The organism is uncultured Veillonella sp. (genome assembly GCF_900545795.1).
Classification (GTDB): Bacteria; Bacillota; Negativicutes; order Veillonellales; family Veillonellaceae; genus Veillonella_A.
In genome coordinates, this window is record NZ_URAR01000007.1 from 92277 (window position 1) to 107578 (window position 15302).

The 15302-nt window shown below is 37.4% G+C and carries 8 protein-coding genes; all 8 read left to right on the forward strand.

The genetic code is table 11. The annotated features are described in order from the left end of the window. Window positions 1-50: 50 nt before the first annotated feature. The 8 genes from QZR90_RS05025 (at window position 51) to QZR90_RS05060 (ending at window position 15271) form a co-directional block, all read left to right on the forward strand. Window positions 51-629, forward strand: coding sequence for a hypothetical protein (locus tag QZR90_RS05025; RefSeq protein WP_295789467.1), 579 nt, complete (start codon window positions 51-53; stop codon window positions 627-629). Then, a complete protein-coding gene (terL, locus tag QZR90_RS05030; RefSeq protein WP_295789468.1) occupies window positions 619-1242 on the forward strand; it encodes a phage terminase large subunit in 624 nt (207 codons plus the stop codon). Before QZR90_RS05025 ends, terL begins: the two co-directional genes overlap by 11 nt. 372 nt (window positions 1243-1614) lie before the next feature. After that, window positions 1615-2892: a site-specific integrase gene (locus QZR90_RS05035; protein ID WP_295789470.1), complete on the forward strand. Its 1278-nt coding sequence runs from the start codon at window positions 1615-1617 to the stop codon at window positions 2890-2892. A 200-nt stretch (window positions 2893-3092) separates the two neighbouring features. Next, window positions 3093-5531 carry a hypothetical protein gene (locus QZR90_RS05040; RefSeq protein ID WP_295789472.1) on the forward strand — a complete coding sequence of 813 codons (2439 nt, stop codon included), beginning with the start codon at window positions 3093-3095 and terminating at the stop codon, window positions 5529-5531. Beyond that, window positions 5509-5868 (forward strand): YadA C-terminal domain-containing protein, encoded by a 360-nt coding sequence (locus QZR90_RS05045; RefSeq protein ID WP_295789474.1) that lies wholly within the window; start codon window positions 5509-5511, stop codon window positions 5866-5868. Before QZR90_RS05040 ends, QZR90_RS05045 begins: the two co-directional genes overlap by 23 nt. Window positions 5869-6363: 495 nt before the next feature. Further along, window positions 6364-8415, forward strand: coding sequence for a YadA-like family protein (locus QZR90_RS05050; protein ID WP_295789477.1), 2052 nt, complete (start codon window positions 6364-6366; stop codon window positions 8413-8415). Between the two features lie 564 nt (window positions 8416-8979). Continuing rightward, complete coding sequence (locus tag QZR90_RS05055; protein WP_295789479.1) at window positions 8980-14196, forward strand: YadA-like family protein; 5217 nt, start codon at window positions 8980-8982, stop codon at window positions 14194-14196. Between the two features lie 562 nt (window positions 14197-14758). Beyond that, complete coding sequence (locus tag QZR90_RS05060) at window positions 14759-15271, forward strand: hypothetical protein (protein ID WP_295789481.1); 513 nt, start codon at window positions 14759-14761, stop codon at window positions 15269-15271. Window positions 15272-15302 lie beyond the last annotated feature (31 nt).

The following is a 15302-nucleotide window of genomic DNA, read 5'->3' on the forward strand; positions in this document are numbered from 1 at the left end:
ATATTGAAATAGTGTAGCGAACTATTGTAACAACTAAACAGGAGTAACAAATGACAGAATTTAGAAGTAAGACAAGATTATACAAAGTTTACTTTATCCATGAGTTAGGAGAAGTAGACATCAATAAAGGTTACATAGGAATAACTAGAAGAAGCCTACAGTACCGCTTAGGACAACATATGAATAGTCAGAAGTTGGTTGGTAGAAAACTTAGAGAACTAGGTAGAGACTTTGTCGTCATTGAACAGCTTGCAATGTTACCTAAAGACAAAGCATTAGATATGGAATATCAGTTGAGACCAAGACGACACATGGGTTGGAATGTCATGGCAGGGGGCAATAAGAAAACAGTTAGATGCCCTATGTGCGGTAAGTATTTGCCTAAAAGAAAAGAAGGGACAATATGTCAGACATGTAGACCGACGAAATTTCAGATTGGACATACCCCTGCTAACTTTGGGACAGGTGAGAAGTATAGACTAGTTAGTCCTGAAGGTATTACATATGAACCTGTATCACTAACTCAGTTTTGTCGAGAGAACAACCTTACAGCTCAAAATATTCGTAAGGTAGCTAAAGGAAAACGTAAACACCATAAAGGTTGGACAGCAGTAAAGATTGAAAGATGAAACCGCTTATGCAGTCATTAAGTACCTCAATGGTTTTCTTTTCTGTATGGAAGTAGGGGGCTTTAAGGGTGGCTATTCTGATAGTGTCTTACAGCAGTTAGCCAACAAAGCGAAGTTCCATGGAGTTAATGAGATTGTCATTGAAGCGAACTTTGGCGATGGCATGTTTACTAAATTGATTACACCTATAGTTATCCGTACACACCCTTGTGCTATCAGTGAGGTTAAGAACTATACACAAAAGGAAGCACGTATCATTGACACTCTAGAGCCTGTACTTATGAGACATAAGCTTATCATGAACACTCAAGTTATCACTGATGACTATGCTATCTATGAAGCTAATCCTCAGTATTCTTTGTTCTATCAAATGACACGACTTAGTAGAGACAGAGGTAGTCTTGCTCATGATGACCGCCTTGATGTCTTAACTATGGCAGTCAAGTATTGGCTAGAGCAAATGGATAGAGATGAATCATTTGGTCGTGATGAGATTATCGAAAGACAACTAGAGCAGTGGCTAGATCCTGATAGAGGTGTCATGTGGATTGAAGATAAAGGCGACAATAAGATTGGCAATAGGTATAACTTTGTATCTAAGGAGTTCTACTAGGAGTGGACAAAATGAAAGATTTGTTCTTGATTAATCTAATTGAGCCACAATTATATAACTTTTTAATTGAGCCACTATAAAGAGAAGGACGACAAAAAGAAAAACTAAAGTTATATCTATACGTCATCTTAAGTTGACGACAGAAGTCCTTTAGTTAACTAAAGTATAACTTAAGATAAACTGGTGGTAAGTCCTTTAGTTTACTAAAGTATCTCCCTTAAGTTCTCCCTCACATTCTCCTTTAGATTTCTAAAGGGTTACCACCATGATTTTTTAAGAGTCTCCTTTATGGACATTCATTGATTAAGTTCAATGGGTGTCCTTTTTTTTATTTGAAAGGTTGGCATTATGCACACTATAAGAGACATAGCGTTGACTTTAGGTGTGACTGAAGCAACGATTAGAAAGAAATTAAAACTATTGAGTGTCCCTAAGGATACTAATGGTCGACTTATTATAACTACAGACAAGTACATGGAGTTACTTTACAAATACTATCCTTCAATGTATGCTAAAGTTAGTCATACAGTAGTACCCCTTGTTAAACGAAAGGATAGTAAAAGCATGAACAAGGGGAAAATTCAAAGAGTAGTCCAAAGAAGTGGTAAGGTGTACTATTACATTCGACAGTTACCGATAGGTTACGATGAACATGGTAATGTGATGTACGCTAAGACCAAACAAGGGTATAACTCAAAAGAGGAAGCAGAGTTAGCTAGAGCACAACTGATAGCTAGTCGTGATGAATCCATTGAGTTATCTCTAGGAACTTACGTTAACTACTGCTCAAACTTCATAGAAAAACAAGAGTGGGCTGAAGGAACTAAAGTTGGTTATAGAGGTGTCTTAAAGAAGTACTTCAAACCATACTTCAAGAACACACAGATTAAAGACCTAACAGTGGCTAAACTTATGGGATTTGTCGAATCCATTACACTGAACCGACAAGGTTGCAGAGGATTACTACAGACAACACTTAGGAAGCTCTACAGAACTGAAGTGATAACTAAAGACCTCTACAGCTATCTAGACTTCCCACGTGGATACAGAAGCCCTAAGAAGAAACGTAAGCCACTCACTAGACAGCAACTAGTTAAACTATTTGAATGGGTTAAGGGTCACAAATTAGAATACTTAATCCATCTACTGTTTAAATCAGGATTGCGTATAGGTGAAGCCTTAGCACTCTATAATGATGAAGTAGAACTGCTAGAAGACGACTTAGTAGTCATAAACATTAATAGTTCTATAGGTATCGTTGGTAAAGGCTTATATGGTCGTAAGGCGACAAAGACATTGTCTAGTAAGCGTAAAACTTATGTTTACGATAGTTACTTGTGGCAACTCTTGAAGAAGAAAAAGGAAAGCAACACGACAAAATGGTTATGTGAAAACCGAAGTAAAGTTAGTCATTTGTCGTACACTAACGTCTATGATAACTTCATAAGACCTGCTAGAGAGGACTTAGGGTTTGAAGTATATCCACACTTAGCAAGACACACATTTATTTCTCACAGTTTAGCTAATGGTATTAAGCCTGAAGACATAGCTAAGCAGGTTGGGCACACTGATACGACAATGATTTATAAGGTCTATGGTAAATCTGTAGATGAACTGAAAGATAGCTACAGAAACTTTAGAATAATTTAAGTACAATCTTAAGGTACAATCGTGGTCTACAAACCGCACAACCGTGGGAAAACACAACAATTGTAGTGTAAGCAGTTATATCATCATAAGATTGAACTAAAGAGCATAAGTAGATGCTATATAAGGCTTAGATTACAGTGTATGCTGTAATCTTGTGTTTGAGAGTAAGATTGTGTGACAAGGAAGTGAGGTTTTACTTAATGAAAGTTCAAAGTAAAAAAATGACAAAATTTGTTGCTGCTATGCTTGTTGGTGTAGTTGGTACTGGTTTGTATAGTGCTGATGCAGCAGGTTTAGCTGGTTCTTATGTAGGGATTGGTACAGCGCCAACAGATGCTACAGTCGTTAAGAGTGGTAGTGAATATAATGCGAAAGATATTGTGGGGTCAAGCAAACTTATTGACTATCGTCAAACAACAAATAGCCAAGGCAATGCATTTGAGCGTATTCCTACGAATAACAATGAGAATGGTGAAGGTGTAGACGGTACAGCTACAGCTAATGACAGCAGAAAAGGGATTGGCACTACAGCTATTGGTTTTGGTACATATGCATCTCGTGGATATGCTACAGCTATTGGCACTTACAGCAGTGCTATTGGTGGTAGTACTGCTGTTGGCGCTGGTACATATGCAGGTCAATATAGCTCAGCTTTCGGTCGCAATGCGTATGCGAATAGCAAAGGGATTGCAGTAGGTGATGCTGCTCGTGCAGCAGATGGCTTAGCGATTGGTGTAGGGGCCTCTGCAGGGCAATTCTACAAATACATTCAAAGTAATGGTACTCAAAACCATGGTGCTATTATAAATAGCATTGCTATTGGTCCTGATGCGACTGCTGTAGGCGGTACAGCGATTGGCGCTAAAGCACAAACTAATAGTTTATATGGTGTAGCGTTAGGTCAAGGCTCTAAAGTTTCATACAATGGTGTGGCACTAGGTGTTAATGCACAGGTTACAGCTAAAGGCAATGGTGGCATTGCCTTAGGTACATCCAGTGTAGCTAATCGTGGGGCTGGTAAAATTGGTTATATGCCATTAGTTGATGGTGTTAAAGGTGAAGTAGCTGCTAATGACAGCCGTTTAGCTGAAGTAATGGGCTTAAGTGATGACATTAAAAACTTTACTACTACATATGCAAACGAAATTTCAGAATATAATCAATTAAATAAAAAGTACAGTGACATTCAATCACAGCAAGAAGCTCAAAAACAGATTATGATAGCCACTAAAGGCAATGATGATGCTGCTTATAAAGCTGCCAAAGCTGAATATGATAAATTAAGCAAAGAAGCTGTAGCAGCTACTGATGCACGTAATGCGTGGACTGCATCCCATCAAGATTTCACGCAAGCTATGGCAAAGCAACAATCTGCATTAGCTGCTTTTAAAGCTACTGATGGTGCAGTTAGTGTTGGTTCTGATGCCTATGTTGATGCAAAAACTGGTAAAACAATTCAAAATACTCGCCAAATCATCAATGTAGCGGCTGGTACAGAAGATACGGATGCTGTTAACGTAGCACAATTAAAAGCAGTGGAAAAAACAACGGCAGATAAAGTGTCTAGCTTCACTGTAGGGAATGGCCCAAAAGCGGCTGAAGGTGAAGAGGCTCCAGCAACCATTACAGTAGATAATGAAAACACTCATTTTGATATTATGGGAGCTAATGGCAATATTACGACTGAAGTAGATCAAAATGGCCGTGCTATTAAAGTTGGCTTAGCCAATACCCTAAACTTAGGCAGTAATGGCTCTATTTCCTTCGGTGATAATGGTACAAAATTAGATGGGAATGGATTAACTATCGTCAATGGACCATCTATTACTAATGATGGCATTAACGCCGGTGGTAAAACGATTACTAATGTAGGTAATGGTAGTATCGCTGCAGGCTCTAAAGATGCTGTAACTGGTGGTCAAATTTACGAAGAAATTCAAAAGATTACTGGTGAAAATGGGGCGTTAAATGGTAAAGCTGATTCTAATTTAAGCAATATTACAGAAGCAGGTAAAACTGTAATCAATAATATTTCCACTGAAGCAGCTCAAAAAGCAGTAACAGTGAAGAGTGGCGATGCTTTTGTTAATGTAGAATTAAATGCAGCAGAAAAAGAAAAAGGTGTAAATCAGTATGATGTAAGCCTTAATAAAGATACATTGCGTGATGCCTTAGGTACTGGTAAAAATGAAGCTGGTAACAAAGATTTAGTTACTGGCGATACATTACATGAAGCCATTAGTAATGTTGTTGCTGGCCAAGCAAGTGATGAGCATATTACTAATTTAGCGCAAAAAGCAATTGATATTAAAGATGGTGAAAATACAACGGTTACATCTAAAACTGAAGATGGTGTAAAAACTTACCAAGTAAATGTATCTGATGAAGCAATTAAACCAGCTGTAAAACCTGAATTAGATCAAAAAGCAAATCTTGATGGCTCTAATTTAACTCCAGACGCTATTACTAATTGGAAAGATCAATTAGGGGTAACAAATGAAGTATCTGGTCTTAACAACCGAGTGGATGGCCTTGAAAGCAATGTGTCTAACTTAAATAACCGCGTTAACAAACTTGACCAACGCGTAGATAAAGTAGGTGCTGGTGCTGCGGCTCTTGCTGGAATTCAATCCAGATGATAAATTCTCCGCTTCTGTAGCTATGGGCAGCTACAAAGGTGAAGGGGCTGCTGCACTTGGTGGCTTCTATCGTCCAAATGCTGATACCATGTTCAGCATATCTAGCACAATCGGTGATGACCCAATGTTCAATATTGGTGTGTCCTTGAAATTTGGCGATAAAGGCGATGACATTTACCGCAATGCCAATGCAACTAACATTAGTGCTTTAACTAATGAAGTAGCATCCTTAAAAGCTGAAAATAAAGGTCTTGCTGATCAAGTAGCTAGCCAAAAAGCTGAATTGGATAAACAACGCGAATTAATCCAACAATTAATTGCCAAAGTAGGTATGTAATCTACATAACTTTAGATAAAAACTTTCCAAGCGTAACAATCGAATAGTATATTCTTAATAAAAATGCTTACCATATCAGTGGTAAGCATTTTTTATATATAGAACGTTATTTACGAGGAGTAGATTATAAATAGAATCAAAATGTAATGAGATTATATCTAAAAGGTACAATTACTTTAATAAACATAAATTTTGTGGATAAGTAAAATTATTCAATTTATTTATTGATTTAATAAATCAAAAGTGTTAATATTACCGGTAATTGAGGCGATTGTTGAAATAATATTTAGTTTTTTGTTTTGGGAGTATTAAAAGCGTACCAAAGTAGTCCTTGATAAGGATTCAAAATGAATGTAATATGAAGAGTATAGGTAATATTAATTGTACTTAGAGGGGGAATGTATTTTAGCTTCATCCGGAGCTAGCAAGTTTTTAAAGATGTAAAAAGTTTATTACTTACAGGTTTGATTTTTTGTAATGTTAGGGAGACAAATTATGAGTAAGTTTCATTTAGAAAAAACTACAAAATCCAAGAAATATTCTTATTATACACTACTAGCAGTGGCAGCTTTAGTAGGTAGTGTAGCATCGGGTGTTACTAGTGCGGCAGGCCCGCTTAAAGGTACTAGTCTTATTTTAGGAGATCAAGAAGGTCATAAAAATACAGCACAAGCTACATATAAAGACCAGGTAAGTACGGCTATAGGCTTTGATAATGTAGCAATTAATAATGGTACTTCCATCGGCTATAACAACAATAGTAATACATCCGCTGTTGCCATTGGTCATGATAATATAGCACATAATTCAGGCACTGCTATTGGTAATGATTCCATCGCTATTGGTGGTATCTCCATTGGTTCTAAGGCAAAGACTGGTATTAGTAATATATCAATATCTCCTACACACCCAAATAAATATTTTACAGCACCAAATTCAATTGCCTTAGGGAATGAAGCAAGCTCAATGTCAGGCACTGCCATAGGGTATAAGAGCCAATCTAATGAATATGGTCTAGCCATTGGTGAAGAAGCTAAGGCTCTTTATGGTGGAGATGCTTTTGGTAATTCTGCAAGAACTGAACGCGCTCAATTTTCATTAATGCGCCAAGAAGGTGTAGCGTTAGGCAATAACTCTGTTGCTGATAGAGGATTCGGTTCCATTGGTTATGTTCCATTATCTGAAAATAGCCCCGCTAGTTTAGAAAACTCTATGGCACGCGATTTCGCTTTGGCTGAGCAAACAGGGAATGCTAAGACGCAAGAAGTAGTAAAAGCTTTTTATGATACATATGGGGCACAATATGAAGAGTATGAAAAGACTTTTAAAGAATATGAAGATAACTATGTAGCGGTCTATGAACAAAGAGAGAAGATGAATAGAACAACATATGCCTCTGAAGAAGCTCGCCAAAAGGATTTGGCTGTTCTACTTGACAGAGAGGCAGCTGTGAAATCTTCTATTGATAAACTAAATGAGTTAGAAAAATCTGGCATTAAAAGACCGTTAATTGAAAAAGACAATTATTTAGGAACATGGAAAGCTACGGGTGGTGCTGTTAGTGTGGGCCGTGCCACTCAATATGATGAAACTGGAAAGCAAACCGTTGGGCCAATTACACGTCAAATTACTAATGTAGCAGCAGGTACAGAAGATACTGATGCGGTTAATGTAGCACAATTAAAAGTTGTAGCTGATGAAACAGCAAAAAAAGCAAATCTTGATGCAAGTAATATTACACCTGATCAAGTTAATAAATGGCAAGTAGCATTAGGTATTAATCAAAATACAGTAGGCAATGTTGATGCTATTACTTTATCAGAAGGTAAGAATGTAGATATTAACACTACATACAATGATGAGAAAACACAGGTTAATTATGAAATTTCTGTAGAGGACAGTGCAATTAAAGGGGCTGTTATGCCAGAAGTTGACAAAAAACTAGATACTAAAGCAGATCGTGATGCGTCTAACTTAACAGCTGTAGATGTTAATAATTGGAAAGAAACTTTAGGTGTTAACAGTATCTCCAATAATGTATCTGGCTTGCAAGACCAAGTGAATGGTTTAGATACTCGTGTGAATAAGTTAGGCGAACGCGTAGATAAAGTAGGTGCCGGCGCTGCTGCTCTTGCTGGTTTACATCCATTAGAGTTCAATCCAGATGACAAATTCTCTGCTGCAGTAGCTATGGGTAGCTATAAAGGGCAAGGTGCTGCCGCACTTGGTGGATTCTATCGTCCAAATGCTGACACTATGTTCAGCGTGTCCAGTACACTTGGGGATGAAACAATGTTCAACATTGGTTTATCCTTGAAATTTGGCGACAAAGGCGATGATATTTATTGCAATGCTAAAGCAACTAATATTAGTGCATTAGCAGATGAAGTAGCTTCCTTAAAAGCTGAAAATAAAGAGCTTGCTACTCAAGTAGCTGCTCAAAAAGTTGAAAACCAAGGTCTTGCTAATCAAGTAGCAACTCAACGCGCTGAATTAGAACAACAACGTGAATTAATCCAAAAATTAATTGCTAAAGTTGGTGTGTAAAAAGTAGATTTAATAATAGGTAGATAAATACTTATAAATTAAAATTTTAGATGGACTATAATTCATCATGATTATAGGACCACTTGTAAGAAAAAATTACAGGTGGTCCTTTTTTTTACTTAATAGAATGAAAATTAAATTAAATATTCAAATTGAATTTAACATTATATATAAATATTATTTGATAATAAAAAAGAGTGATATTGAAGTGTATGATGTAAGGTTATGCAAAAGTAGCATAAATAAAGTGTAATTAAGCAATTGACTAAATAAATTTAAATAATATACACTACTGGTTGGAATAATGAATTATTCATTAAATAATAAATTAATAGTTATTTAGATTTTATTTAATGACCTATTCATTTACTAATAAAACACAGGAGGCTGATAGAAGTTTTAATATAGGGTGAATAGTTATATTTAAAAATTTTCCTATTAGTTACTTTTGTTATGGAAGGGATATAATGCATAAAATTTTACGGTATAAAGTTTATGCATTAATTAACCAAACCAGTTTTGTATTATTTGTTTTGTTGATTTATCAGAAGGCGGTATTATTTTATGGCTTTAAACAAAGAACGAAAAGCTCTTTCAAAGTTAGTTGCCACTTTATTAGTTGGCGGTATCGGCTCCACTTTATTAACTATGCCAGTAGAGGCAGCTGTTGATGGTTCGTATACAGGTGTTAATTCTACAGCAGAGATTTATGGAAATACTAAAATTATTAAAAATGGAGATCAATATGCAACAGCAGATAATGATGCTAAAACATATATTGATTATAGATTAGATAGTAATAAGCAAGCCACTCACAATATTAATGGTGAGGGTGCTACAGGCCATATGTCTACAGCGATTGGTTATGATGCGAGAGCAACTAATGATTTTACTACAGCAGTTGGCTCTAATTCATACGCCTATATGCGTAGTACGTCTTTCGGGGCTAATTCATACTCTTTAGAGGACTCTGTTGCGATAGGCTTAGGCACTTATGCAGGAACAAAGTCTGTCACCTTAGGTAATGGCAGTCGTTCTCTGTTTCAAAGTATTGCAATTGGTAACCGTGCTGTAGCTGGTAATTTTAAAGAGAATATTGATTCTTCTAGTCCAACTGGCGGCTCTAATGCAGCATCTATTGCCATTGGTAATAATACATTCTCCTATGGTGGGATTGTATTAGGACATAATGCGACTACACTTCAACAAGGGATTGCCATTGGCACGAGTGCTAATACAATTAGAAATGGTGTTGCTATCGGCTCTATATCAAGAACAAAGACCGCTGATGGTGTAGCTTTGGGCGGATATGCAACAGCCGATCGAGCAGCAAATGTTAGAGGCTATGTTCCATTTGTTTTTGAAGGAGAAAGCGCAACGACTACGGCTGAAGATAATAAAAAGTTTATCGAAGCTGTAGGGGAGAAGAATCCTGTATTTATGTCAAATAAATCAGCTGTCAGTGTAGGTAGTGACAATGAATATAATGCTTCAGGCGGCATCATGACCGCAGGCATGCTTACACGTCAGATTACCTATGTAGCAGCTGGTTCAGCTGATACCGATGCAGTGAACGTAGCGCAGCTTAAATTAGTAGCCAATAAAGTGGCTGAAAATGAAGCGGCTATTGCCAATAATACATTGGAATATGTATCTATTAAGTCCATCGAAGCAGGGAACAAAGCGAATGATGGCGTTCAGGGTGTAGACTCTATCGCTATTGGGCCAAATGCTACAGCTACACAGGAATTAGGCACAGCATTAGGCGCTAATACGGCGGCTACAGGTATTAGTGCTACTGCCATCGGTGAATCGGCAAAGGCAGAAGACTTAGGTGCCACAGCATTAGGCGCTTTATCTGAAGCAACTGCATCGGGCTCTGCTGCATTAGGTAACAAGGCAAAAGCTAAAGGCATTGGTGCCACTGCTGTTGGTGTAGAAGCAGAAGCCAATGAGACAGGCGCTTTGGCAGTAGGAAATCTGGCCAAAGCAACAGCTCAAAATGCAACCGCTATTGGTATTCAGGCTAATGCAGAAGGCTTACAATCAGTAGCTCTTGGTGGGCAAGCTAATAGCAAAGGTGTACACTCTTTGGCATTTGGTTCTCAAAGCTTAGCAACAGGAACCCAAGATATTGCTATCGGTACTACCGCTAATACATTAGGCGCAGGAAACTCTATTGCCATTGGTACAAAGGCGGCCACTTTAGCTCAATCTTCAGTTGCTATTGGTCCATCAGCTAAAACTAATGTATATTATTCTGTAGCACTTGGACAATCAGCTAATACTAATGGCGGTTTTGGTACTGCTGTAGGGGCTTATGCAGCAGCTGGTGGTGACTCTGGCGTAGCTTTAGGTAACCGTGCAGTAAGTCGTGGTTATCAAGCAGTTTCTCTAGGCTCATTCTCTAATAGCTATGGATATCGTGCAGTGTCTGTAGGTTCACAAGCATCTTCAAATGGAACAAGTGCTACGGCCCTTGGTGAACGTGCTGAGGCGCCAGCGCGAGAAGGGGTTGCTTTAGGTGGTTTCTCTGTAGCAAAAACAGAAGCTGGTGAACTAGGTTATGACTTAGTGCGTGGCTCTGCTTTAGATACAGCTAGTGATATTGCCGGTTTAACTGATGCAGAAAAAGCTAAAGTAAGTGAGTTAGCACCAAAGGTTGCGGCGCTCAAAGCTGATTATATTGCTAAAGAAGCAGCATATAATAGTCGCATAGCGAAATTAAATTCTGAGTTAACAACAGCAAGAAACTCTTTAGTAACGGCTACAACAGATGAGGCAAAAGCGGATTTAAATCAGAAAATTGCAGATTTAACTAAAGAACGTAGCAATTTAGAGGCGGCTATTAATACGGCACGCAATACTTATGTAAATAGTGATGATTTTACAGAGTACGCAAAACTAGTATCTGCTTGGGAAGCTACTAGTGGTGCTGTATCTGTAGGTGATAGCGACTCAGGTATTACTCGCCAAATTACGAATGTAGCGGCTGGTACTTTAGATACAGATGCAGTAAATGTAGCTCAGCTTAAACGAGTAAAAGAGGCTATTGATGAAGTAGGTAGTACTCATACTGAGCTTAGAGTTAATGATACTGCATTAGAAGCAGGCGAAAATGGTGCTTATGGCGATTATGTTGATAGTAATGGTCTATCTGTTGGTGTTAAAGAGGATAATGGCAAGAAGATTTATGATATAAAACTTAGCAACAATATTACAGCTGGTATACCAGGTAAAGATGGCGAGCCAGGTCAAGCTGGAAGCATTGGTATTGTTGGACCTGTAGGCGAAAATGGCGAAAATGGAATTGTTAAAATCGAAGTAAAACCAGGCACGCCAGGTGTTAATGGCCAAGATGGAGAGACAATCATTCGCATTGTTTATGAAACTGGTGAAACTGACGCTGAAGGTAATCCAGTTGTTACCGAAGTAGCTACTTTAGAAGATGGTCTAAAGTTTGCTGGTGATGATAATAAAGTAATTGCTAAGAAGCTTAACCAACAACTCGATATTAAAGGTGGTGCAACAACTACTACGGAAAATAATATTGCTGTTGTAGCAGATACTGATGCTGAAGGCAATACTACTGGTTTGCATGTTAAATTGGCTAAAAATTTAACAGAGCTTGAGAGCATTAATGTTGGTGCCACTAAAGGTGAAGATGGAACATACACTGGTGGTGTAACTATCAACAACAATGGCATTGACATGGGTGATACTAAGATTACCAATGTTAAACCAGGAGAGATTGCAGATGGTTCTAAAGATGTCGTAACAGGTGACCAAATCTTTGATCTTAAGACAGAAATTAATAATTCTGTAACTGGTGCTAAAACTGAAGTTAAGTCTACCAATGGAACAGTAGACGTATCAAAAACAGTGGATACCACAGATAACCATGCTATATACGATTTATCTGTAAAAACAGATAAAGTAAATATGACGTACAAAGCTAATGGTGCTGATGCTAAATCTGTAAGCTTAGCCAGTGGTTTTGATTTCACAAATGGAACGAACACCACTGCCGTAGTTGAAGATAATGGCGTAGTTAAATACAACTTAAACAACGATATTACATTAGATAGTGTAACAGCTAACACAAGCGTAACTGTTGGTGGTAAAGTAACTATCAATAACAATGGCATCGACATGGGTGATACTAAGATTACCAATGTTAAAGCGGGTGACATTGCAGATGGTTCTAAAGACGTAGTAACAGGAGACCAAATCTTTGATCTTAAGACTACTATTGAGCAGAATATTGGTACTGCAGGCAATTGGAATCTACAAGTAAATAATGGTACTGCAAGAACAATTTCCAAAGATTCTACTATTAACTTTGTTAATGGTGATGCTACAGAGGTTACAGCTTCTGGCAATGACATCAAAGTTGACTTAAATGCAGCAACTAAGACTCAGATTAAAACAAACACTGAAAATATTAGTAAGATTCAAAATAATATTAATAATGTGGTAACGTCTGATGGAACACTTAATGTTCATGGAGATGAAGAAACTGGCGTTAAAGTTGAAGCTGTAGATGCTAATGATGCGAAAAAAGGCGTAAAAGTGTCTCTTGGCGATAAAATCGCTGTTGGTGGTCAAGAAGGTGTTGTAATTGGCCAACAAGAAGTAATTGCTAAAAATGCTGAGGGCGCTGATGTTCTTCCTGCTGAAAAAGGAAATTACATTACTGGTCTTGATAATACAACTTGGAATCCAGATGAAAAGGGCATTGTAGAAGATCGTGCTGCTACTGAAGGACAATTACGTGATGTAGCGGATAAAATCAATGGCATTGGTGAAACAATTAGCAATGGGACTCGCAATTTTGCTGGTGATAGTGGCTCTGCTACAGCTAAGTTAGGTCAAGCAATCAATGTAACTGGCGGTGCTAAGACAGATAACTTAACTACTGGCAATATTGGTGTTGTTGCTACAGATAATAACTTATCTATCCAGTTGTCAAAAGATATTACTGGTTTAAACTCTGTAACAACAAAAGAGTTAACAACTGAAAAGGCAACTATTGGCGATTTAAATGTAAACAATAGCATTACTGTTGGCAATGGTGATAATCAAACGATTATTAATAACGACAGCATTACCATTAAAGGTAAAGATGGTAAGGACGGCGTTAGCATCTCTGGCGAAGGTATCAACATGGGTGGCAATACAGTAAGCAATATTGGCGAAGCTGTTAACCCTGGTGATGCTATTAGCAAAGGTCAATTTGATAGAGAATTGAATGATGTTGTAGGTGCTGTAAATAATGGCATGGGCCAAATGAATAATCGTATGGCTAAGCTTGATAGCCGCATGAATAAAGTAGGTGCTGGTGCTGCTGCTCTTGCTGGTCTACATCCATTAGAGTTCAATCCAGATGACAAATTCTCTGCGGCCGTAGCTATGGGTAGCTATAAAGGTCAAGGCGCTGCTGCACTTGGTGGCTTCTATCGTCCAAATGCTGACACTATGTTCAGTGTGTCCAGTACACTTGGGGATGAAACGATGTTTAACATTGGTTTATCCTTGAAATTTGGCGACAAAGGTGATGACATTTACCGCAACCCTAATGACACATCATTCCGTGCGTTAACTAATGAAGTAGCTTCTTTAAAAGAAGAGAATAAAGCCTTGAATGATAAGATGGCAGAAAAAGAAAAATCTTTTGAAGCGACTAATAAAGCCTTAGCTGATAAATTAACAGCGCAACAAGTTGAATTAGAACAACAACGCGAATTAATTAGACAGTTAATGACTAAAATGGGCATGTAATCCTTTAAAATAGAAACACATAAAGAGACTGTAGTCTAAATCAGAATATTCTGATGTTAGGCTGGCAGTCTCTTTTTATTAATGGAGTATTTTCTGTAAGAATCTAATTTATATTCTATGTGGTTAATACATTACTTTTGTGAGGTAAGATATTTTTATATGGAAAGTAATTTTGGGCATGAATAATAACTTCACGATTCGTGAAGTAGAGATGAATTTTTGTGTTAATAATATGAAGTTATTATGAATTTGATTAGAGTGATATAATACCTTGTAACTACGGAGGTTATAAGATATTGATAAATTAATTATAAATATTATTTATCTTGAAAAATACAATATGTGTAATATGAATAGACATTTTACTCTTGAGCGCGCCTCTTGATATTTGACTATATGAGTCAAAGCTTTTATTATAATCTTGGATTATTATATGAAAATTTCATTAATATATTAGCATAAATTAATAATATCTAAACTTTAAAAAGTTTGAATTTTATTTGATGTTAATGCTGATGAAATTTAGAGACAAGAAGTATTTTGTAGAAGTGAGGGTAAAGTGATGAAGTGTAATAAAAATAAGCAACTTTTATCTAAACTAGTTACTGCTACATTAGTAGGAACTGTAGGTTTATCTGCATTTAGTGTTCAGGCCGCTACAACAGCAAGCGACACTACAGCGTCTGGCAAAGCAGCAAGTACGGCTGATAGTACAACTGACAGTACACAATTAAAATATGTAAGTATAAATTCTACTAGTTTAGCCGAAGGTAGTAATTATAATAATGATGGGGCAAATGGCAAAGATTCTATCGCAATTGGGGTGAATGCCAGTACGGTGTTGGATAATTCTATTGCCATGGGTGTGAAAAGTAAGGCATCTAAAGAAAGTGATATAGCTATTGGCAAAGGTGCTCATACGGAAGGGCTGACTATTAATAAGCTTACTGCCAATGGATATAAAGGGAGTAGTATTGCCCTTGGTGTAAATGCTTGGACAGTCAGATTAGAAGGAGTTGCTATTGGTGCTTCTGCTATTACTGGTGGGGATGATATCCTGACGATCCCAGTTTGATGCCGATTAGCAGTTATTTTTTCGTTCGAAA

Bases quoted from the DNA above. Each gene is read 5' to 3' on its own strand.
- QZR90_RS05025 (WP_295789467.1), top strand. From the start codon at position 51: ATGACAGAATTTAGAAGTAAGACAAGATTATACAAAGTTTACTTTATC.
- QZR90_RS05040 (WP_295789472.1), top strand. From the start codon at position 3,093: ATGAAAGTTCAAAGTAAAAAAATGACAAAATTTGTTGCTGCTATGCTT.
- QZR90_RS05050 (WP_295789477.1), top strand. From the start codon at position 6,364: ATGAGTAAGTTTCATTTAGAAAAAACTACAAAATCCAAGAAATATTCT.
- QZR90_RS05055 (WP_295789479.1), top strand. From the start codon at position 8,980: ATGGCTTTAAACAAAGAACGAAAAGCTCTTTCAAAGTTAGTTGCCACT.
- QZR90_RS05060 (WP_295789481.1), top strand. From the start codon at position 14,759: ATGAAGTGTAATAAAAATAAGCAACTTTTATCTAAACTAGTTACTGCT.